The organism is Halosimplex salinum (genome assembly GCF_003730195.1).
In the GTDB taxonomy this organism is placed as follows: Archaea; Halobacteriota; Halobacteria; order Halobacteriales; family Haloarculaceae; genus Halosimplex; species Halosimplex salinum.
The window spans coordinates 1-21,518 of record NZ_QWGG01000009.1 but is presented as its reverse complement, the minus strand read 5'-3'; the positions used below and the strand labels follow the sequence as shown (position 1 = coordinate 21,518).

Here is a 21,518-nt window from a genome sequence, read left to right as displayed (position 1 = left end):
CGGCGTCGCGAACGACCCGTCTCACCCTCGATCCGGTAAGACAGATCTACTTCGTCGCCCGGTCGGGCGACTGACCGCGCGGGCGTCGAGCGGCACCGACCGGAGGAACTGGCAACCTGTCGGAAAGAACTAACCAGAAGGGGGCCGGTGTACAGGTCGACATGGAGTACGACATCGGTCACAGACCGTCCTACGCACAGTTGACGCTGGATCTCGAGGCGGGCGAATCGGTTCGGGCTGAGGCCGGAGCGATGGTGAGCAAGGCGCCCCACATCGACGTGACGACGAGCGCCGAGGGCGGCGTCCTGAAGTCCCTCTCTCGGTCGCTGTTCGGCGGGGAGTCGTTCTTCATGAACACGTTCACCGCGTCGGAACCGGGACAACTCCAGCTCGCGCCGGCGCTGTCGGGTGACGTGCAACACCACCGGCTCGACGACGAGACGCTGTACGTCCAGTCGTCGTCGTTCCTGGCTTCCGACCCGTCGGTCGATGTCGACACGGAGTTCGGCGGCGCGAAGACGTTCTTCGGCGGCGAGGGGCTCTTCCTCCTCCGTATGTCGGGAACCGGCCCGGTGTTCCTGTCGAGTTACGGCGCCATCGACGAACACGACGTGACGGCCGGGGAGTCGTTCGTCGTGGACACCGGCCACATCGTCGCCTTCGAGGACTCGCTCTCGTTTGACGTGCGGAAGGTCGGCGGCCTGAAGTCGACGCTGTTCAGCGGCGAGGGACTGGTCTGCGAGTTTGAGGGCGACGGCCGCGTCTGGACCCAGACCCGCAGTCCCGACGCGTTCCTCTCGTGGCTGATCCCGAAGCTCCCCTCCCGGAACACGACGACCTCGACGTCCACGTGACCGGGACCGGGGCCTCCACGCCCGGTTCTGTCACAATCATTATGACACGTCGGTGTTGATAGATACCCATGAGCGAATCTGTGGAACTCGATTCGGCGTCGCTGTCCGCGCACGTCGTGCTCGCGGGCGTGACCGAACTATCGGTCCGCGGTCGGACGCCCGCCCACGCCGGTGAGATCCGCGGGGCGTGCAACGAGGCCATGGACGCCGTCTCGGACGAAGTACTCGGGCGGATGACCGAGGCCGAGGTCTCGCGGACGCTGAACGAACTCGACGCCGAGGACCTCGTCGAGGGGTCGCGCGACGACACCAGCGCGACCGGCAAGGGGCGGCCGCGCTACCGACTCGTCGCCGACCCCGACGCCATCTGCCAGGCGCTCGCGGCCGACGAACGCGTCGAACCGATCGCCGACCGCATCGCGTCGCTCGACCGCTGACCGCCGGGCAGGCGCTACGGCGCGTCCGAACTGCCGCTCTTGTAGTCCGCTTCGAGCACGCGGCGGCCGTCGGGCGTCTCGACGATCACGGTCTCACCGCGGCCCTCCCACACCACGCCGTCGGCGCCCCAGTAGTCCGCTTCCTCGTCTCGGCCCTCGCCGCTGTGGACGCGCAGTGAGTTACCGGGGTCGAGCGTCGTTGCCGGCGGGAACTCGAACGTGCGGCCGTCGCCGTTGCGGAGTCGCCACCCGGAGAGGTCGAGCGGTTCGTCCCCGGCGTTCTCGAGCGCGACGTGTTCGTCCTGCGAGTCGCCCAGACCGGGGCGGTGTTCGTGGACGCTGTCGAGGACGAGCTGGTCCGCCGCCGCCGTCGGACCGCGAGCCTGGTCGGCGGTCGTCGTCCGCTGAGCGGCGCCCGCGTTCCCGGCGGACTCGTCCTCACTCCCGGCCTCGTCGTGCGTGGCCGGCTCCGATTCGCCGGTGTCCGACTGTCCCAGGTGTTCGGAGTCCGCGGTCCGGGACCGGCGCGTCTCGACGCTCGCCGCCCCGGTGTCACCGCTCGCGTCCTGGCTCACGACCTCGTGGTTCGGACCGACCTCGTCGGCGTCCGGCCGGTATCGGAACACCAGGTCCTCGCTGTCGAAGATACCGAAGAAGCGGCTCCAGGGCATCGCGTCCGCGGGTTCGCGCTCGAACGCGATGTCCGGCTGGCTGGCGCCGCGGTCGACTGGGACGGCGTCGCGCTCGACCGCCCACTCCTGGATCTCCTCGTGGTCGCGCGTCGTCCGCCACGCGCCCGAGTCGTCGTTCTGGCTCATGGCGGATGCTCGGTTCACCGAGCCGTAGCCCTTCGGCCTGCCTTCGCAACCGTGGGCACCTGCCGGACGGCGCGCCGCTCGGACCCGTCGATCCGCCCCGAGAGGACGACCGTTTATTAGCGTCGGCCGAGAGGACCGACCCACCAGATGGTCTCACGCCGGACGCTCAGACTCGCGCTCGCGGCGCTCCTCGTCGTCTCGGTCGCCGGCCTCGCCTACGGCGCGGCGACGGCGCCCACGACCGCCAGCGCCGACGACGTGCCGCGACCGGAACCCCGCGACGGTCACACGGTCGTCACCGAGTCAGCGAAGTTCGGAACGATCGTCGCGTGGCGCCCGAACGGGAGCCTCCTGTACTACGACGACGACCGCACGAAGTACTTCGACGTCGACCCCGTCGAGAACGAGTCGCTCACCGTCGAGTACGCCGCGACCGACACGATACACGCCAGCGGTCCTACCTGCGAGTCGCCGCCCTGCACCCGGAACGTGATCGAACGGGTGAATCTCTCGACCGGGGAGACCCGCGAAGTCTACGCACGCTACGACGGCCGCGAACTCGCCGCGGAGTGGCACGACCACGTCCGCGTCGACGACGAACGGATCCTGATCGCCGACATCGTCGACGACCAGGTGTTCCTGGTGAACACGACGACGGAACTCGTCGAGTGGCGCTGGGACGCCCAGAGCGACTTCCCCGTCGAAGGCGGCGGGCCCTATCCCGAAGACTGGGCGCACATCAACGACGTGTCGCTCCTCGACGACGGCCGCGTGATGGTCAGCCTCCGCAACCAGGATCAGGTCGTCTTCCTCGACCGCGAGACCGGCCTCGTCGACGAGTGGACGCTCGGGAGCGAGGGCGACTACGACACGCTCTACGAGCAGCACAACCCCGACTACATCCCGCCCGAGCGGGGCGGACCGGCCGTCCTCGTCGCCGACTCGGAGAACGGGCGGATCGTCGAGTACCAGCGCGTCGACCCCGACTCCGGCGAGGCGACGACGGCAGCCGACGGCGTCTGGGAGCGGACCTGGCAGTGGCAGGACGCTCGCATCCAGTGGCCACGCGACGCCGACCGCCTCCCGAACGGTCACACGCTGATCGCCGACACGCACGGCAAGCGCGTCGTCGAGGTCGACCGAGAGGGGGCGATCGCCTGGTCGGTCCCGGTCTCACACCCCTACGACGTGGAGCGACTGGAGACGGGCCCGGAGAGCGCGGGTGGTGAGAGCGCGGCCCGACTCGGTCTCGAATCGCGGACCGCCGAGGGTTCGGACGGCGGCGGGTTCGACCCGCTGGACCTGCTCAGCGACCTGGTGACGGCGGTCGTTCCCTCGCGGATCGTCAACGGCGTCATCTTCCTCTCGCCGGTGTGGATGGGGCGCCCGGAGTTCGCGGCGGCGCTCGTCGGTCTCGGCTCGGCGCTGACGTGGGTCGGCCTCGAACTCCGGTGGCGCCTCCCCGACGTGGGTCTCCGGTGGCCGGTCTACGAGAAGGAGTAAATCGCCTCGGGGTCAAGTGGTTCGAGAGACGAGTCTCTCGTCATCACGGAAATCTTCGATTTCCGTACGACCCCGAGGCTTTCGCGTGGACTCCCGTTCTATGCCTCAGCCGAGGCAGGGGGCACGTACTCCCCACTCACGTTCAGCGTCCCGCGATTCAAGCGCACATCTACGGGTGCGCCTCCATCGTCTGCATTTTGCCGACGACGGAGATACTGCAAACCGATGTTCTTCGCCGCGTTGTAATCGGCGTGATTCTCGTACCCGCACTGCTGACACTCGAACGACTCACCCGACCGATTGTCGTCGTGGGTAAATCCACACGTCGAACACCGCTTTGACGTGTTACGCGGGTCTACCTGCACGGCTTCGACACCGTGTTCCTCGGCCTTGTATTCGACGTACTCGTAGAGGCGTCGGAACGCCCAGACGTGTTGCCACGTCGCCTCGGGAATGGTCTCCCGAATGTGGGTCAAATCCTCAAACACGATGTGCGAGCAGTCGTTCTCGACGGCCTCCTCGATAAGTTCGTTCGCCACCGCGTGCAGGTATATCTCGAAGCGTCCGTACTCTTTCTGCCCAACACGCTCGATGTTTTCGTGGGCGTGGCGAGAGCCACACTGCTGGAATGATGCACGACGCTTCTCGTATTCTCGACGCCAGTGGTTGAACTCGTCTGCCGACCAGAATCGCCCCGTCGAAGTAACAGCGAGGTTGTTCACGCCCAAATCCACACCAAGGACTGTTCTGTGCTTGGACTCGGACTCAGACGGTTCCTCGTCTGCTTCGAGTTTCCGCATCGAAGCGTGGAGATACCAGTCACCGCCGCGGTACTGCAAGTGTGCCATCCGAAACTCGAAATCCTCGTCGGAGACGTACTTCGTCGGCGGGATCTCCGAGTCGTCGGGGAGGGTGTAGTCGCACTCTATGCGCCCGTCTACGGTCGAGAGGGAAACGTGGTCGCGGTGGAACGTCGCGCTCCGCTTGTCGTACACCGCACTGTCTGCCGAGAAGTGCGGTTGTGACGTGTTCTCGCCACGTTTGAGGCGTTCGACGCCGCTTTTGACGGCTTCGACCGCCCTGCGGATCCCTTTCTGGACGAGGTTCGCGGTCAGGTCGGTTTCGTCCCGGAGTCGGTCGTACAGAGCGCGTTCGGCTTTGGCTTTGGAGGTGACGTGGTAGCCGTCGTCGCCGTGCCAGCACCACTCGCTCGCGGTGTTGGCGCAGTGGTTGAACTGTTCGACAGTCTCTCGAAGGGAGTCATCGGCTCCTTCGGGAGTGTCGAGTTTGATGACGGCGGTGCGACGGTCCTCCACTGTGGTTCACATATGCGATTGTAGTTACTTAACATATTAGGGAATAGACCTGTCATCGAGTATGGTTGGTGGCACCAGGTGTCGGCTTCCTCCACGACCTCGAGGGTCGGGGCATCCGCCTCGACCGCCTGTGAACGCGGTCGACGGCGGGCGGCGTGTCGGGTCGCCGGGGCGTCAGACCGGTACCCGTCTACTGGCCGTACGTCTGTTCGCTCCCCACGTGCGAGGGGTCGTGGTCGTGGCGCGCCTCGCCACCGTACCGCAGCCCCTCTTCCGACCACGACCCGGAGTGACCGCCCGACTGGCTCGCCTGCTGACCGCTGTGGCGGGTTTGCTGACCGTGCTGCTGAGTCTGGTGTTGCTGGCCGCCCTGCTGAGATCGCTGGTGCTGTTGGCCGCCCTGCTGGTGCGTCTGGTGCTGTTGGCCGCCCTGCTGGTGCGTCTGGTGCTGTTGGCCGCCCTGATGAGATTGCTGGTGACTGCCTTGCGAGGCCTGATGTCCGCCGGGGTGGCCGCCCTGTTGCTGGGGACGGTGTCGCTGGCTGCCCCCGCCGTGTGGGATCTGGTGTTGCTGGCCCTGCTGGTGCTGCTGACCCTGCTGGTGGCCTTGGTGCTGCTGACCCTGCTGGTGCTGCCCCCTCGGATCCCAGTCGGTTCGTCGGCGGTGCTGGCCGCCCGTGCTGTGGCGCTGTCGATTGTCCCGTTCACCAGCGCCCATCTGCTGGGGGTTCTCGCGCTGCTGGTGCTGGTGTGTCCCGTGCCCGCTCTGCTGTCCCTGTGACTGGTGGCCCTGGGGCTGCGGACGCTGGTTTTGCGGGTGATGCTGCGGCGCCGATCGGGTCCCCTGAGACTGTGTATGCTGCCCCTGAGTCTGCTGCCCGTGCTGGTGGCTCTGGTGCTGCTGGCCGTGCTGACCGTGTTGCTGTCGCTGGTTCCGCGGGTGATGCTGCCCCGCGGGCTGTCGCTCCTGCTGATGGCTCTGCGTCTGTTGGTGCTGCTGACCGTGCTGACCCTGATGCTGACCGTGCTGGCCCTGGCTCTGCTGGTGCTGCTGGCCCTGATGCTGACCGTGCTGGCCCTGGCTCTGCTGGCGGCCGATATCGGGCTGGCCGGTCTGCTGGTGGCCGGTCTGCTGGCCGCGATGGTGCTGGCCCTGTCGCTGCTGGCGGTCGTGTGACTGTCGCTGGTGTCGGTCGGAGTCGGTCGGGTGACTGTTTTGCATAGGAAATCCGGGTCCGGTACCCAGTGCTATCGCTCCGGGCGCGGTCGGGATATAGGACCGACTCCGTTTACCAGGGCGGGGCGAACGGCCCGCTCGATAACCGTCCCTTACGCGGATAGGCCGGGAAGCGCGGGGCGTACGGTCGGCCTGTGAGCGCGTAACCGGCCGGTACCGACGCTGGAGTCGCCGGAACGTTTAGGTCGGTCGGCACACCGAATTGCCACAGACCGTGGCGGCCTATCTCGGGAGTCGGGCGCTCTTCCTCGCGGTCGCGATAGCGACGCACGGGCTGGTCGGCTACGCGCTCGGCGCGGCGCTGTTCGACGCACCGCGGGCCGGACTGGTCGGCGGCGTCGTCGCCGACGCGGATCTCCTCGTACCGACGGCGTGGGGGCCGCTCGCACACCGCGGCCTCACCCACAGCGTGCTCGCGGCCGTCGTCGCGGCCGGCGTGGCGGCCAGGTACAGCCACACTGCGGCCGGCGGCGTGGGAGTGGGGTACGCGTCCCAGCTAATCGTCGACGCGATGACTCCCCGCGGCATTCCCGCGGCAGCGCCGTTCTGGTCGACTCACGTCGGCGTCTCGCTCGGCGGCCACTCCCCCGAGGCGACTGCGGTGCTGTGGGTCTGTTCGCTGGCGATACTGTGGGTCTCTCGGGACGGACTCGACGGCGTCGGACGTGAGCGGCGAAGCGACGGCGACAGCCGGCGCTGACCGGTCACGGCCGGGAGCCGATTCCGGTCATCGGATGACGCGGCGGCGTTCGCTGAAGGTGGCGTTGCCGCCGTCCCAGTAGACGGTCGTGTTGATCCGTATCCAGCCGTCGTTGCGGGCGACCTGGAGGCTCTCGGTGACGCTGAGGCGGATGCGAGCGGTCCGGTTGGCCGACTCGTTCACCGAGAGGTTTCCGAACCGGTAGGTGCGGTTCCAGAGCCGCGCGTCGTCGGCGGCGATCCGCGTCTCCGCGGTGACGTTCTCCAGCCGCTCGGTCCCGTTGTTGGTCAGATTCGCCGTCACCAGCCGACAGCGACTGCCGCAGTTCGCGACGTTCTCGACCGACAGCGCGACCGACTCGGTCCCGTTCGACTGGAGGGCTGCCGGGCCGCCGACCGGTGCGACTGCGGCCCCACCCGCGAGCGCGCCGCCCGCGCTGGCGCCCGCTATCGAGGAGTCGTCCGCCGGCCGGTCGACCGCGACGCCGACGGTACCGAGCGACGCGACGACGACAGCGAGCAAGAGCGGCCGAGCCACGGCCGAGTGGTCGCGGTCCGACGCGGCCGGCGGCGAGTCGGGGTCCGTTGCGGGGCGCTGTCCGGACAGTGCCATGTGGTCGTTCGGGCCGCCAGGCGAATGGGCGACCGGCCGGCACATTCGTGCAAGCCGGACGCGGCCGAGACCGGGGGTTTCTCGGCGGCGTCGACCGAACCGGGAGTCGATGACCGACCACGAAAACCGGGGGTATCGTCGGCTCTTCGGCGACGACTTCTCCGTCGGGCTGTTCTTCCCGATCACGACCGCAGACGGCCCGATCCCGCCGCTGGGCGAACAGGTCGAACTGGCGAGGGTCGCCGAGAAACTGGGGTTCGACGCGCTATGGTTCCGCGACGTGCCGCTGTTCTGGCCGAAGTTCGACGACGCCGGGCAGGTGTACGACCCGTGGGTGTTCCTCTCGCACGTCGCCGCGAACACCGACGACGTGGCGCTCGCGACCGGCAGTATCGTCCTGCCGCTCCGCCACCCGCTCCACGTCGCGAAGGCCGCAGCCTCCGTCGACCGGCTCTCGGACGGCCGACTGGTCCTCGGCGTCGCCAGCGGCGACCGGCCGCCGGAGTTCCCCGCGTTCGGTGTGGACCAGGACGACGCGGGCGAGTTGTTCCGGGAGAGCGTCGACGTGCTCCGTACGCTCTGGCGCGAGGAGTACCCCGAACTCGACTCGTCGTTCGGGACGCTCGACGGCTCGCTGGACCTGCTCCCGAAGCCGACGACGGAGACGCTGCCACTGCTCGTGACCGGGCACGCCGGCCAGTCCATGGAGTGGATCGGCGAGGAAGGCGACGGCTGGGTGTACTACCAGCGCGCGGTTGAGGACGTGGCCGCGCAGGTCGAGGAGTGGCGCGAGACTGCCGGCGAGAAACCGTACGTGCAGGTGCTCCACGTGGCGCTGTCCGAGGATCCGGCGGCGGGTCCCGAGCGGATACATCAGGGGTACGCCGCGGGGACCGACTGGCTCGGCGACCACGTCCGCGACCTGCGCGAGGCGGGCGTCGACCACGTGATGATCAACGTTCGCGCGACCGACCCGAGCCGGGACGAGCGCGCGGTGCTCGAACAGTTCGCCGACGAGGTGCTGGCCGGGCTGTGACGAGGACGATCTAGTGTTCCGCTCGGCCGACGCCGGTCCAGCCTGCCGCTATAGCCACCCTTTTTCCCTCGCATCGTGTCGCTCGGAGAGAACCCAAATGACGCTCACACCGGAGAAACGCGAGCGGTTCGAGGAACTCCACAGCGCCCTCATCAACGACATCACGGACGAGATGGGCATCGAGGACAACGTCATCCCTGGGACGCGCATCCGCCCCGTCTGGTCGACGGAGCCGACCGTCGGGACGGCACACACCGCACAGCGCGTCGACATCGGTTACGAGGAGGGCGGTGACGACGAGGACGAGGACCGCGACGCCGAGGACATCGACTTCTTCCAGTACCTCGAGGCCACCGACGAGGGCGACTTCGTCGTCATGGCGGCGCCGAAGGACACGGAAGTCGGGCTCTGGGGCGAACTCCTGAGCACCATCGTGCAGGAGAACGGCGCGACGGGCGCGCTCATCGACGGCCCGACGCGCGACTCGACGATGATCGAGGAGCACGAGTTCCCGGTCTGGTCGGACGGCCACAGCGCCATCGAGTCGTTCGGCCGCGTCAGCTTCCGCGAGTGGGACGTGCCCGTCGAGGTCCACGACGTGACCATCGCGCCCGGCGACGTGATCTTCGCCGACTACCAGTCGATCGCGGTCATCGAGCCCGACATCGTCGACGAGGTGCTCGAACGCGGCGAGGAAGAGCTAGAGACGGAGAACCAGGTCCGCTCGGACATCCGCGACGGCGACAGCGTCTTCGAGGTCTGGGACCGCTACGGCACGCTGTAGTCGATAACCGTTCGCGATTCGCGCCGCGTCGCACACGGAACAACACCTTTGCGTGTCGACAGCCAACCCCGTCCCATGGGGATAGTTGACACGATCAGGGACCTGCTCGTCCCCGACACCGAACCAGGCGTCCACCTACAGTGTACGAGTTGCGGGGCGGAGTTCGACGCGCCGCGGGAGCACTGCCCGGAGTGCGGGTCGACCGACGTCAAGGAGGTCGAGGGGTTCGACATGGCGCCGGACACCTGAGACGACACTCGGTACGGCCCTGACGACTGCCGGACCGGCGGGTCAGCGAGTGGAGACGTCGGCCCCGGTCACTGCAGGTATCCCAGTTGTTCGAGCCGTTCCTTGCGCTCGCCGCCGATGGACACGGACCCGCGGTCGCCGGCCGCGTCGACGGTATCGAGCCAGTCGTCGAGCGCGTCGCTCAGGTCTGTGACGACCTCGGGCCGTGCCTCGGACACGTCGGTCGTCTCTCCGGGGTCGGCGTCGAGGTCGTAGAGCCGCTCGGAGCCGTCGGACCCGCGGACGAGTTTGTGCTCGTCCGTCCGGATCGAGCGCAGCGACCGGTCGAAGCGGGTGAGGTGGTCGGGGACCTCGCCGAGGTTGCGCTCCAGTGCGGCCATCGACGGCTGTGGGGCCATGTACTCGCTGACGACGAACTCGCGGGGAGACGCGTCGGCGTCCGGGTGGAACGAAGTGCCGTGGAACGCCTCGCGGGCTCCGGGTGCGTCGACGCCCGCGGCGTCGAGGAGCGTCGGCGCGAGGTCGACCAGGCTCACGAGGTCGTCGAGGTCGTCGCCGCCGGTGAAGGCGCCGCCGTGGATCACGAGCGGGACGTGGACGAGCGTGTCGTAGAGGCAGTACTGGTGGTCCATCAGGCCGTGGTCGCCGACGTTCTCGCCGTGGTCGGCGGTCACCACCAGTATCGTGTTCTCCCACTCGCCGGCGGCGACGAGCGCCTCCCTGAGCGCGGCCAGTTGCTCGTCGAAGTAGGTGACTTCGCCGCGGTACAGGTCGCGGAGCAGTCGGAGCTCCCGGTCGGAGAGTTCGAGATCCCCGGCGAGGTACTCCCAGGGCTCCTGCGGGACGGCCATCGCCTCCTCGTAGGTTGCGTCGTCGGGGAGGTGGCGCTCGGTGGTGCGCTTCGGCGGCCGGTAATCGAGGTGGGGTTCGAGGTAGTTGGCCAGCAGGAAGAACGGGCGGTCGGTCGAGCGGTCGCCGAGCCAGTCGGCGATCCACTCCGTGCTGCGCTGGGCGCCGTCGTCGGAGCGGTCGCGGACCAGCCGCCGGTACAGCGTGTTGGCCGCGTTGACGACCGGGTTCCCGTCGAAGAGCTTCCGGGCGACGAGGCGGGCGCGACTCCCTTCCGTCTCGTCGACGAGCTCGCTCAGCGCGTTGTCGGACTGGACGAGTTGCCACATCTGGCGGAACTCGTCGAAGCCGCGGTCGAAGCCCGACTCGGCGCTCAGCCAGGTGTTGTTCGAGACGCAGACGGTCTCGTAGCCGGCGTCCTGGAACTGTTCCGAGACCAGCGGCCGCCGGTCGTCGAGGCGCTCGTGGTCGGCGTGAGCGCCGTGTTCCGACGGCGGCGTTCCGGTCAGCAGCGACGCGTGGGACGGGAGCGTCCAGGGGGCGGCGGAGACCGCCTGCGTGGCCCGAGTTCCCGTCGTAGCGAGTTCCGCGATCGTCGGCGCGACTTGCGAGTCGTACGCGTCGTCGACTCGCGTGGTATCGGCGACGACGACGACGACGTTCGGCTGAGTAGCCATTGTCGCCTGCGCTTGGGGGCCGATACCGATAGCAATTGACCGCTTACTCGCTGATTTTCGCCGTTCGTTTCCTCCCGCGGTCGGGCGTTTCGATAGGGCGGACTTACCGGAGCCGGCGGCGGGGCATCGGCTGTGACCGGTCACACCCCGATACACCGGTGAGCGGCGAGTACGTCCGGCTTATGCCGCCGACCTCTCGGCCGAGTGAGCGGTCGGCAACGAGAGAGGAGCGACCCGAATTCGCGCACGGAGTCGTCTACGCTTCGGCGGTGTGCCGGAGTTGCCGGCGTCGGGCGGTTCCAAAGTCACTAAGTGTCGTTCACGACGACTGTCTCCGTGTGTCGAGCCCTCCATCAGACGCGGTAGTTCCGCGAGTCGTCTCTCTCGTCGTGTTCCTGGCCGTCGCTGTCGGTGCGGTGTCGGTCGCGTCGGGCGCCGTCCTCGGGACGGTTTCGGCGGACAGCGGGCCGGCCGCTGGCTACGGCGTGGCCGACTGCACGTACGAGACCTACTCGGCGCCCGGACTGGACGACGACTGGGCGCCGGCCTTCGAGGACGGACTGGGAGAGAACTCGCTCGACAACTGGAGCGGCGGTCGAACCGTCCCCGTGGGCGCCGACGGCGATTGTTCGCTGTACGTCGCCGACTCCGAGACGGCGACGCTGACCAGACCCGACGGCACCGTCGAACCCGACTCCGGCGTCGTCACTGGAACGCTCGACCTCGGCGCGAACGGGTCGCTCCGCCTCGTCGACCCGAACGGGTCCAGACCCGAGACCGGCGGAGACCGCGCGGCTACGACCGCGACGGCGACGGAAAGCGACGGACCGACCAGAAGCGAGGCGACGCCGATAGTGACCGCCACGACGCTGTCCGCGACGGAGATGACGCCGACCGTAACGTCGACTGACACGCGACCCACGGCTGCGCAGTCCGGGGTGATTCTCGCCAACGACGGGCCGGACTTCTCGACGACGGCCGTCGTCTCGGTCGGCGGCCGCTCCGAGAACCTGACGCTCCCGTCGGGGCGCTTTTTCGACTTCGCCGTCAGCCGCGCGAGCGACGGCACGGTTCGGGTCGCGGTCTGGGAATCCGGCGATCCGTGGGACCACGAGTGGGACGCGCGCTTCGAGGACGCGGGAGCGGCAGAGTGGCGCGTCGTGCTCGACGGGCGGGCGTTCCTCGACGGACTGGCCGTCGGCGTCTCCGAGGCGGACGACCCACGGGAGGGCTCCGGATCCGGGGCGACCGAGTCCCCGACCGACGACGCCTGGCCCGGGCCGGGAACGTGGCCGGGAGGCGGCGGCCCCGACGGACCGCAGGAGGTCGACGAGCGGAGAGACGGCGGGTCAGGCGATGGATCGATCTTCTTCGGCGTACTCCTGACGGGCTTCGGCGCTCTCAGCACCAGATTTGCCTACGGGTTCGCACGCCTGAGCGAGCAGTTCGACGCCATCGGGAGCAAGACGCCCGCCTCCGAGGTCGAACCCGCGGAGTGGAACGTCGCGCTCACGAGGATCGTCGGGGTGTTGCTCGCGCTGGTCGGGCTGTTCATGATCGCGAGCGGGCTGCAGTAGGCCGTTTCCTCACCCCTCGCCGACCATCCGGTCCTCGTCCTCCCACTCCCGGGCCCGGAGTTCGTACTTCTGGACCTTCCCGGTGGCAGTCGTCGGGAGTTCGTCGACGAACTCGACGCTCCCGATCGTCTTGTAACTCGCGAGGCGTTCGTGAGTGAAGTCGATCAGTTCGGACTCGAGCGCGTCGGGGTCGTCGACCGTCTGCGCCGCGGGGACGACGAACGCCTTCGGCGTCTCTCCCCACTGGTCGCTGGGCGCCGGGACGACGGCGACGTTCGAGACCGCGTCGTGGTCGAACAGCGTGTCCTCCAGTTCGATCGAGGAGATGTTCTCGCCGCCGGAGATGATGATGTCCTTCTTCCGGTCCTGGATGGCGATCATCCCGTTCTCGTCGACGGTCGCGAGGTCGCCCGTGTGGTAGTACCCCTCGATCCGCTCGGAGAACGCCTCCTCGGTCGCATCGGGCTTGTTCCAGTACCCCTCCATCACCTGGTTCCCCCTGACGACGACCTCGCCGATGCTCCCGTCGTCTCTGGACACGTCCTCGCCGTGTTCGTCGACGACCCGGACGTCGGTCCCGAGATAGCCGAGTCCCTGCCGTTTCTTGATCGCGAAGCGGGCGGACCCGTCGTCGTCGAAGTGTCTGCGAGCGTCGGAGGTGGTGATCAGCGGGCCGGTCTCGGTCGCTCCGTAGACGTGCTTGAGATACCAGCCGAAGTCGTCCTCGACGGTCCTGATGGTCGCCTCCGGTGGGGCCGACCCCGCCGTCGCGACGCGCACGTCGTTCGCGCCGGTCGTCGCCGGGGCCTCGTCCTCGTAGTAGTCTATCAGCATGTTCAGCACCGTCGGCGCGCTACAGAGGTAGGAGACGTCCTCCTCGGCGACCGTCTCGAATATCCACTCGGCGTCGATTCCGCGACTGCAGACGTGGGTCGCGCCCATCCCCGTGACCGCGTAGATGTGGCCCCAGCCGTTGACGTGGAACATCGGGAGCGTCCACAGGTACACGTCGTCGTCGCGGATCTCCTGGTGGATCGAGATCAGATAGGCGTGGAGCGTCTCGCAGCGATGGGTCCGCATCACGCCCTTCGGGTCGCCGGTCGTTCCCGAGGTGTAGTTGATCGTGATCACCTCGTCCTCGTGCATCTCGGGCCGTTCGAAGTTCGGGTCGGCCGCGTCGAGGAGGTCGTCGAAAGACTCCCAGTCTCCCGCCACCGACTCCGCGTCGTTCGTGATGAACGTCTCCGTGGGGACGTCCTCACGAACGGGTTCGATCTTCTCGACGTACTCGCTGTCGGCGTAGATAGCGTCGACGCCGGCGTCGTCGAGGATGTACGCGAAGTCGTCGGGCGTCAGCCGGTAGTTCAGCGGCGTGTGGACCGCGCCGAGTTGCATGGTCCCGTAGGCCGCCTCGAGGTGGTAGTGGGTGTTCGGGTCGAGGACGGCGACGCGGTCGCCCTTCTCGATGCCGCGCTCGCGGAGCGCCGCCGAGAACCTGTCCGCCCGCTCGCCCAGCTCGTCGTACGTGAACCGCTCGCCGGTGGTCGCCACGACCGCCTCGTCGTCGCCGTAGTGTCGCCGGGCCCTGTCCAGAAAGTCCGTCACGAGCAGTGGTTTATGCATGAGAACCGATCACACCGGACCCAATGGACTACTCTCACATAAAATAACGTTCGATGATGAACGATTCGCCCGGGTCTCTCGGGTTGCTCGGGCCCCTCGATCAGGCGCCGGGGACCCCGACAGCTTCGAGAGCGCCGATCCCGACGAGCGCGAGCGCGTAGAGGACGACCAGCGACGCGATCCACGCGATCAGTGCGATGAGGACCGCGTCTCCCCAGCCGCCGGGGTACCGGAACTGGATGACCGCGACGTACGCGATCAGCACCAGGAGCGGCCCGAGCAGCGGGATCCAGCCGAACAGGAAGCCGACGATTCCCCAGATGATCGCGCCGATCAGCGCCGTCACGATCGCGTACGTGTAGTCCTCGTAGTCGGTGACGACACGAGCGCCGGCGTAGATACCGAGCGCGCCGACGAGCAGGCTGACGACGAATACGATGACCGAGTCGATGAGCGCCATATCGACTCTATCCCGGACCAGCCCGGTAGTTACTACCCACCTACCGGAGGCGGGGTCCCGCCACCCCTATCCCGTTCTCGGAAGTCGATGCGACGATCGGTCGACGCCGGGCGCTCACCGGGAGCCGGTCGGTGTGGCCACCCGGCCGGGATGTGGCCGCCGCGCGAACGATTGCGTCGCTCGACCAGCGCGCCGTCCGATCGAGCGAGGTAACTGCGTCTCTCGTCGCGGCGCCATCGAAACGGCCGAAACGGTTAGTCTCGACGAAGGAAACGTCTCTCTTCGGGGTTATGAGCGAAATCGGACAGTATCGACGGGCGTAGCCGCACGACGCGATGGCCGATAGAGGTGCCCGAAAGTCGGGTTCAGAGGCCTTCGAGAGTCTGTACTGGCTCCGAACCGGAGGTTCGGTCCCGTTACCTCCCGTCGGAACGCCGTCATAGTCGGGAAAATGGTCTGTTTATCTTATCATATATGTCTGTTATGTCGCCCGGAACAGGGAACGTCTCAGTAACAATAGCCACAGAGCCCCACGTTCGGAACGCATGAGTCCGAATATCACACGGCGCAAAGTGATCCAGGGAGTCGGAGCGCTCGGCGTCGCCGGCGTGGCCGGCAACGCGCTCGTCTCGGCGGAGGGCGACAGGCGCACAGTCCAGGACGATCAGGCCGCGCTGCGGGTCGCCCACGCGTCGCCGGACACGCCGAGTGTCGAAGTGACACTCGAAGGCGACGGCGACGACGGGGGCGACGCCGGCGACGAGACGCCGACGGACGAGGAGGACGGTCCGTTGGTCGAGGGGCTCGAGTTCGGTGACGTGAGCAGCTACGAGGAGGTCGACCCGGGAACCTACCAGGTCAGTATCGTCGCGACCGAGAACACCGGGTTCCTCGAAGGCATCTTCGGCGAGGAGGAGGAGCAGGTCATCTACGACGACGAGGTCGAACTCGACTCGGGTACGACCTACACCGTCGTCGCGTACGGTGTGCTCGCCGAGTCCGACCTCGGAGCGGAAGCGACACCCGGCACGGAGACACCGACCGACGACGGCGTCGGCGGAGAGACCGAGACGCCCACAGACGACGGTGTCGGTGAAGAGACCGAGACGCCTACCGACGACGGCGTCGGCGAAGAAACCGAGACGCCTACCGACGGCGAGGGGACCACCGATGGCAGTGAAGTCCTCGTCGAGGGGCTGGGCTACGGAGAACACGAGTCGGTCGAGGTCGATGCGGGGGACTACACCCTCGAGATCAGCGAGGCCGAGGGGACCACGGACGATACCACTGGCGCGGAGACGCCGACGGACGACGAGGCGACGCCCATCACGGCGGAACCCCCGGACGACGAGACACCGACAGACGAAGGTGGTGTCGGCGGAGAGACGCCGACCGACGACGAGACGCCCACAGACGACGGCGGCGGGGAGACCGAGACGACCGACACCGCGTTCCAGGTCGAGGTCCTCGAAGACGACCTCTCCGCGCCGGGGGAGGAGACCGGCGCCGAAACTCCGGGCGACGAGACGCCGACCGACGACGAGACGCCGACCGACGGCGACGAGACGCCGACTGACGGCGGAAACGGCGGCGGACAGGAGACGCCGACCGACGAGGGCAGTGACACGTCGCGCATCCGCGTGTTCCACGCGGTTCCCGACGTCGATTCGGTGAACGTCGTCGCGATGGAGGACGAGGACGGCGGCGGTCTCTTCGGCGGCGGTGACGACGACGAGACGGAGACCGCGACGCAGACCGAGGCCACCGGTGGTGAGCAGGAAGACACGCCAACCGACGGTGGCGGAGTCGGTCAGGAGACCCCGACCGCCACCCCGGACGAGGAGGGCGAAGCGGAGGTCCGAGAGGCCGAGGTTTCGCTGGAAGGCGGGACCGTTTACAGTGGCTTCGCGGTCGGATACTTCGACCCCGACGAGGCAGGCGCCGAGACCGAGACCGAGACGCCGACCGACGATGGAGACGAGGTCGGCGCGGAGACGCCGACGGACGACGGAGGCGACGTCGGACAGGAGACGCCGACTGACGACGGCGCCGACGAGGAGACGGAGACCACGGCGGAGGGCGATGGGGTAGTCGAGGACGAACCGCAGGAGTTCCAGTTCGTCGCCGTCGAGACCGCCAGCGACGGCGAGCGCGCCGACGGCGGCACCGACGACGGCGGCATCCTGCCCGCCCGGTCCGACCCCCGCGCGCCGTCCGACTGATCGCCACCGTCGGAACCCCAGCAATCCGCTTTCGCCCGTTTTTTCGATCGAGCACGCGACTGTGCCGCCTCGCTCTGTCCGACCGACTCCGTCCGCCGGGACGGATGATACAAGGTCACGGAACCCGATACCCCGGTATGGAGTTACAGGAAACTCTCGGCGACCGTGACCGGACCGTTCGCACACTCCTCACCGCCGCGCTGGCGGCAGTCGCGATCCGGTCGTTCCGGAAGGGCAACCGACTTCGCGGCCTGCTGGTCGGCGGCCTCGCGGCCGTGACCGGGTACTCGGTCGCGACCGCGTCCGCCGGCGAACCGGAGACGGTCGATACCGAACGGCCCCGCGAGCGCGGAGAGCTGCGCTGTGCCGCCTGCGGCGAACCGATCGTTCCCGGGCAGGTGCGGAAACCGAACGAGAACGACGAGACCGTCCACGAGGCCTGCCTCGAGAAACCCGCCTGAGTATCGGCCCCGATTTCGGTCGGCTGTTCTTCAGTTCGGTGCGAGCGTAGAGACTTGGACTCGGCTCCACAGACCGGCAGCAGCCGGTGTCGGCCGCTCCGCTATGGTCCAGCGGAACCTCACGCCACCGAGGGACGGGGCGACGAGTGTCCGCTCGGTGACCTGCTACAGGTCTTTCCCGGTCGCCCCTTCCACTGTCTCCTCGGCGCCCTCCGATAGCGCCTCCTCCGCGCCGCCCGACAGGTACCCCTCGATCATCTCTTCGACGATCTCCACGACGTTCATCAGTCGAGTACAGACAGATAGTCTACATAATATTTTTGTTGTGTTCGGAATACGGATGCATCTCTCGGTCCGGCGGCAGCGAGCGTTTGTCAGCGTAAGCGGGGCGCGAAAATCGGTCCACAACAGGGGTCGATCCGCTCGCTGTCAGGCGCTCGCTTCGTATCCCGCGTCCTCGACCGCAGCGACGAGGGCGTCCGGGTCGGCGTCGCCCGCTATCGTCACCTGCTCTGTCTCGCGGTCGGCCGTCGCGTCGGTCACGCCGTCGACGCCTTCGAGCGCCGCCTCGACGGTCTGCTCACAGTGGCCACAGGTCATCCCTTCGACGGTCAGGGTTCGGGTCATGGTAGGCCCATCTACGCCCTTGCCGACTTTTTCGATTGCGCTTTCGAAACCGGAGTGGTGGACAGGTCCCTTCGGAGGCCGTTTAGAGGGCAGTCAGACCGTATCCATCGCTCGAATCTTGAGTCCTCGGGAGAGACGGTTTCGATCGCAACGATCGGCGCCCAGATATGCTTGCCATCCGAAGGGCAACGGCATTGAACGATGCGCTCGTCTGTCTAGGTAGAGATCGCGTTCCGTCGCGACTCGGAGATGATATCCATGGCTACCGACACGACCGTCCGGCAACTCGTCTGGTTCGTCCTCGTGATCGTCGCCGTACTCGTCCTCCTCCCGGCGTTTGCGATGGGATTCGGCGTGATGGGCATGAGTCCCGCGATGGGTGGCGACTGGGGCCACGGAATGTGGGGAGCCAGCGGCGGGGCGATGGGCTGGCTGTTCGTCGTCGGCGCGGGACTCCAGTTGCTGTTCCTGGCTCTCCTCGTGGGTCTCGGCTACCTCGGTTACAAAGCGATGACGTCCACCTCCGGATCGACCGATCCCGCCCTCGAGGAACTGCGCTCCGCGTACGCTCGCGGGGAACTCGACGACGAGGAGTTCGAACGGCGTCGTGAACGGCTCGAATCTGAACGGTAGGAGCAAACGATGCAAGCGGAACTCCTCTCCCAGATGTTCGAGGCATTGCGAATCGGCGTCGGCTTCCTCTGAACGGTCGCGTGGGCGATCGTCCTGGGGCTGATCGTCACCAGCTTCGTCCAGGTGTGTACGTCTCTAAAGATCTGATCGCGTTCACGCTCCTGGAGTTCTTCCTCTACGTGTATCGACGCGGTCTCGGCGCTTCCGGTCGGTATCGCGATCCGGTCTTCGGGATGCGGACCGACGTGGACGGGTCGATGGCGACCCACGACGGGACGACTATCACTTCTGCTCGCGGAGTTGCGAGCGAGCGAGCGTTCGTGGAGATGCCGGGAGAGTTCGCGACGCGTGCACCGGCCGCCGACGTGCCGTCCGACGGACACGACCATCACTGATCGGATCACGACGGCAGTACGCTGATCGACCCCGATATGGCACCCTCGCCACAGAGGCCCGTCACGCCCACACGTCCGACTACCAGGTACGGGTTTCGGGACCACCATACCCCCTTCAGTGGCGACTGTGGGATGATAGAAACATGCCGCCTCCCGGATCGTGAACCAGAGGAAGACGGTCGTCTCGCTTCGCTCGACGCTGCGACTTCCAGGGTTCAAATCGCGGTCAGGAGCATTTTCACTGCTCACTTCGTTCGCAGGAAAATGCCGCCTCCCGGACATATACCAAGAGTTCAAATGCCTACCCGTTCTAAATTAGAGTATGCCGAAGCTGCCAGACAAGATCGAAACACTCCACACGCGGATTGAGAAATCGGAGACTCTGTCACCAGAGGAGAAAGACGCCCTTCTCAAGTTCTCCTCAGAACTCGGGGTCCACAATTACTCTGAGGGCCGATGGACAAAGCTCCTCCAACACTGTACGATGATGGCTGGGGATTCGTCCAAATATTCGCCAGATGAACTACCTGAGCCAGATTTAGTAGAAATCATCGGAGAGTCAAAGAAAGAGAAAGAGGCCGCAAAGAAATACGTCAGTTGGATCAACGCAAACTATGATAGCGAAGAATCGAAACGTGACCATCGGGTCGCGCTTCGAGTGTTTGGTGGGCACATAACAGAAGGTGATTATGAGGACGAGAAACCATCAAGTATCGAGTGGATCTCGGCCGACCTCCCCAGAGACTACAACCCAAAACCAGACCCGACGAAGATGTGGTGGTGGGACGAGCACATCGTTCCTGTCCTAGATAACGCCAAACACGCACGCAACAAGGCAGCAGTCGCCGTCAGCTGGGATGCTGGTACGCGATCCGAGGAGTTCCGTGAACTAACTGTTGGTGACGTTAGTGATCACAAGTACGGGATGGAGATCACCGTTGATGGAAAGCGGGGTCGCCGCTCGATTGTATTAATCACATCAGTCCCATACCTCAAACGCTGGTTAGAGGTTCACCCTCGGGGTAACGAGCCTGATGCACCGCTTTGGTCGGACTTAGACACCGGGCGGGACGTGAGCTACAACATGAAGTTGAAAATGCTCCGAGCACCCGTCAAACGAGCAGTCGATAATGGCGATCTCAGAAAGCCGTCGAAGATAGAATTCACGCGGATGCGGAAATCTTCCGCAAGTTACCTCGCACGAAAGAACGTGTCACAGAATCATATAGAAAAGCACCATGGGTGGGTCGAAAATAGCGACGAGGCCCGCCGATACATCAACGTGTTCCGAGAGGATACTGCACGAGAAGTTGCCCGAGCCCACGGAGCAGACGTTTCGGAGGATGAGATTGAGGACATCGGGCCGGTGGAGTGTCCGCGGTGTCAACGCGATACGCCCAGAGGAGAGGCCCAATGTATGTGGTGTGGGCAGGCTCTGAGTCCGAAGGGTGTCGAGCGACTCGAAGAACGGGAAGAACGACTCTTCGACTCAGCGTTGGAAGCTGATGGCAACATGAAAGAGCGAGTCAAGAGCATCCAAAGCGAGATCGAGGAACTCCGCTCATTGGGGCTTGAAATATAGAACATACACTTCCGGTAAAGTCCCAAGATAGAGTTAGATTCGGTCTTGTTCTCTCATCTCATTTTTCAGTTATAACTAGCTCCCTGTTCGTTTTCGATTTGTAGCTCTCACAACCGAACCAATTCAGTCAACTCAGATTCGCTGTACAGCGGCGGGATGCTATCTCATTGACTTTCGGCGGTTGGTAGACTCAACCAAATCCACCGGACAGAACTCCCCGTTGTGATTTCGGAGGGGTCACAAGCCACCCAACACAGATAGTAATAAAACAGACATATGGGGGTGATACATGGCAATGGCTACGATCCGTAATCGGCATCGAAGTTTTGTCAATGGAGCATACACCTTCTATTATGGACGACGAAGAGTTCCGGCGCTTCTTCACTAGTCTCGATCAGTTAGATCGGATGTTCAGCCATCCAATCGATGATCACGCCGAGGATGAAGAAGACAAGCCACCAGAACAGGTGGATGATGCTGAACTCGATGCAGAACTCACTAACTTAGAAGAGGAACTGCGAGAAGATCTCAGTCGGTAAGTTCGGCTCATAGTTGAGCAGAGTCGTCAAGCGCGGGCAGCCCAGTAACCCTATCACTACGATACGACGTGACAACCCCTGCTGTGCTGCAGGCGAACGACACCGACGTCCTTATCATACACTCTGTGGGTACGCCTGAATCGTCGGTTCTACTTAGGCGTCTTCGGAGCGGCGTCACTCGGCGGGTATCTTGGTAGCAACGCTCTTCGGAAGCAGATTGTTGGTCGAACAGAGCTGGCGCTATGAAAGCGTAGCGGGCAAGGGTGATGCGTCAGCATCACCCGACTATGTTTCCAATTGAAGTATTTCGTTCGGAGGCGAGCGCCG

Annotated in this window: 23 protein-coding genes; 16 read left to right on the top strand and 7 right to left on the bottom strand. The window is 65.8% G+C overall.

From position 1 onward, the window contains the following. Positions 1-161: 161 nt before the first annotated feature. Both D1409_RS19115 and D1409_RS19110 read left to right on the top strand, forming a co-directional pair. A complete protein-coding gene (locus D1409_RS19115; RefSeq protein WP_123538599.1) occupies positions 162-854 on the top strand; it encodes a TIGR00266 family protein in 693 nt (230 codons plus the stop codon). A gap of 68 nt (positions 855-922) precedes the next feature. Then, entirely contained in the window at positions 923-1,291 is a 369-nt protein-coding gene (locus D1409_RS19110) for a Cdc6/Cdc18 family protein (RefSeq protein ID WP_123538598.1), read from the top strand. A gap of 14 nt (positions 1,292-1,305) precedes the next feature. Here the strand turns inward: D1409_RS19110 and D1409_RS19105 are convergent, their stop codons facing one another. Then, on the bottom strand, positions 1,306-2,109 hold the full coding sequence (locus D1409_RS19105; RefSeq protein ID WP_123538597.1) for a lamin tail domain-containing protein: 804 nt from the start codon (positions 2,107-2,109) through the stop codon (positions 1,306-1,308). 147 nt (positions 2,110-2,256) lie between these two features. Between D1409_RS19105 and D1409_RS19100 the strand changes: the two genes are divergently transcribed. After that, positions 2,257-3,612: an arylsulfotransferase family protein gene (locus D1409_RS19100; protein ID WP_123538596.1), complete on the top strand. Its 1,356-nt coding sequence runs from the start codon at positions 2,257-2,259 to the stop codon at positions 3,610-3,612. 98 nt (positions 3,613-3,710) lie between these two features. On the opposite strand, the gene D1409_RS19095 is transcribed toward D1409_RS19100, so the two are convergent. Beyond that, positions 3,711-4,928 carry an RNA-guided endonuclease InsQ/TnpB family protein gene (locus D1409_RS19095; protein ID WP_123538595.1) on the bottom strand — a complete coding sequence of 406 codons (1,218 nt, stop codon included), beginning with the start codon at positions 4,926-4,928 and terminating at the stop codon, positions 3,711-3,713. A gap of 289 nt (positions 4,929-5,217) precedes the next feature. Here D1409_RS19095 and D1409_RS24770 point away from each other — a divergent pair, with 289 nt between their 5' ends. From D1409_RS24770 to D1409_RS19085, 3 genes are all read left to right on the top strand, one after another. Further along, a complete protein-coding gene (locus D1409_RS24770; protein WP_206425132.1) occupies positions 5,218-5,709 on the top strand; it encodes a hypothetical protein in 492 nt (163 codons plus the stop codon). A gap of 75 nt (positions 5,710-5,784) precedes the next feature. Beyond that, entirely contained in the window at positions 5,785-6,105 is a 321-nt protein-coding gene (locus tag D1409_RS24765; RefSeq protein WP_164471789.1) for a hypothetical protein, read from the top strand. A 274-nt stretch (positions 6,106-6,379) separates the two neighbouring features. Continuing rightward, positions 6,380-6,865, top strand: coding sequence for a metal-dependent hydrolase (locus D1409_RS19085; RefSeq protein ID WP_123538593.1), 486 nt, complete (start codon positions 6,380-6,382; stop codon positions 6,863-6,865). 27 nt (positions 6,866-6,892) lie between these two features. Here D1409_RS19085 and D1409_RS19080 read toward each other — a convergent pair whose 3' ends face one another. Beyond that, positions 6,893-7,477, bottom strand: a complete 585-nt coding sequence (locus tag D1409_RS19080; RefSeq protein WP_123538592.1) for a hypothetical protein — start codon at positions 7,475-7,477, stop codon at positions 6,893-6,895. Between the two features lie 109 nt (positions 7,478-7,586). On the opposite strand from D1409_RS19080, the gene D1409_RS19075 reads away from it, so the two are divergent. From D1409_RS19075 to D1409_RS24760, 3 genes are all read left to right on the top strand, one after another. Beyond that, positions 7,587-8,513 (top strand): LLM class oxidoreductase, encoded by a 927-nt coding sequence (locus tag D1409_RS19075; protein WP_123538591.1) that lies wholly within the window; start codon positions 7,587-7,589, stop codon positions 8,511-8,513. A gap of 97 nt (positions 8,514-8,610) precedes the next feature. Next, positions 8,611-9,297, top strand: coding sequence for an RraA family protein (locus D1409_RS19070; protein WP_123538590.1), 687 nt, complete (start codon positions 8,611-8,613; stop codon positions 9,295-9,297). Between the two features lie 75 nt (positions 9,298-9,372). After that, positions 9,373-9,546 carry a hydrogenase maturation nickel metallochaperone HypA gene (locus D1409_RS24760; RefSeq protein WP_164471788.1) on the top strand — a complete coding sequence of 58 codons (174 nt, stop codon included), beginning with the start codon at positions 9,373-9,375 and terminating at the stop codon, positions 9,544-9,546. A gap of 68 nt (positions 9,547-9,614) precedes the next feature. On the opposite strand, the gene D1409_RS19065 is transcribed toward D1409_RS24760, so the two are convergent. Continuing rightward, a complete protein-coding gene (locus D1409_RS19065; RefSeq protein ID WP_123538589.1) occupies positions 9,615-11,072 on the bottom strand; it encodes a sulfatase in 1,458 nt (485 codons plus the stop codon). Between the two features lie 389 nt (positions 11,073-11,461). On the opposite strand from D1409_RS19065, the gene D1409_RS25455 reads away from it, so the two are divergent. After that, positions 11,462-12,649 carry a hypothetical protein gene (locus D1409_RS25455; protein WP_235853623.1) on the top strand — a complete coding sequence of 396 codons (1,188 nt, stop codon included), beginning with the start codon at positions 11,462-11,464 and terminating at the stop codon, positions 12,647-12,649. A 9-nt stretch (positions 12,650-12,658) separates the two neighbouring features. On the opposite strand, the gene D1409_RS19055 is transcribed toward D1409_RS25455, so the two are convergent. Together D1409_RS19055 and D1409_RS19050 are read right to left on the bottom strand one after the other, a co-directional pair. Beyond that, positions 12,659-14,272, bottom strand: a complete 1,614-nt coding sequence (locus D1409_RS19055) for a long-chain-fatty-acid--CoA ligase (protein ID WP_123538588.1) — start codon at positions 14,270-14,272, stop codon at positions 12,659-12,661. Between the two features lie 100 nt (positions 14,273-14,372). After that, entirely contained in the window at positions 14,373-14,732 is a 360-nt protein-coding gene (locus D1409_RS19050) for a hypothetical protein (protein ID WP_123538587.1), read from the bottom strand. Positions 14,733-15,277: 545 nt separating this feature from the next. Here D1409_RS19050 and D1409_RS19045 point away from each other — a divergent pair. Both D1409_RS19045 and D1409_RS25270 read left to right on the top strand, forming a co-directional pair. Next, entirely contained in the window at positions 15,278-16,954 is a 1,677-nt protein-coding gene (locus tag D1409_RS19045; RefSeq protein WP_123538586.1) for a DUF4397 domain-containing protein, read from the top strand. A 137-nt stretch (positions 16,955-17,091) separates the two neighbouring features. Next, positions 17,092-17,415, top strand: a complete 324-nt coding sequence (locus D1409_RS25270; protein ID WP_206425131.1) for a hypothetical protein — start codon at positions 17,092-17,094, stop codon at positions 17,413-17,415. A gap of 429 nt (positions 17,416-17,844) precedes the next feature. Here the strand turns inward: D1409_RS25270 and D1409_RS19035 are convergent, their stop codons facing one another. Then, a complete protein-coding gene (locus tag D1409_RS19035) occupies positions 17,845-18,042 on the bottom strand; it encodes a heavy-metal-associated domain-containing protein (RefSeq protein ID WP_123538585.1) in 198 nt (65 codons plus the stop codon). 258 nt (positions 18,043-18,300) lie between these two features. Between D1409_RS19035 and D1409_RS19030 the strand changes: the two genes are divergently transcribed. From D1409_RS19030 to D1409_RS19015, 4 genes are all read left to right on the top strand, one after another. Further along, positions 18,301-18,675: an SHOCT domain-containing protein gene (locus D1409_RS19030; protein WP_123538584.1), complete on the top strand. Its 375-nt coding sequence runs from the start codon at positions 18,301-18,303 to the stop codon at positions 18,673-18,675. A 125-nt stretch (positions 18,676-18,800) separates the two neighbouring features. After that, positions 18,801-19,070, top strand: coding sequence for a hypothetical protein (locus D1409_RS25450; RefSeq protein ID WP_123538583.1), 270 nt, complete (start codon positions 18,801-18,803; stop codon positions 19,068-19,070). Positions 19,071-19,392: 322 nt separating this feature from the next. Next, entirely contained in the window at positions 19,393-20,652 is a 1,260-nt protein-coding gene (locus D1409_RS19020; protein ID WP_123538582.1) for a site-specific integrase, read from the top strand. A gap of 353 nt (positions 20,653-21,005) precedes the next feature. Further along, entirely contained in the window at positions 21,006-21,191 is a 186-nt protein-coding gene (locus D1409_RS19015) for a hypothetical protein (protein WP_123538581.1), read from the top strand. Positions 21,192-21,518: the final 327 nt, after the last annotated feature.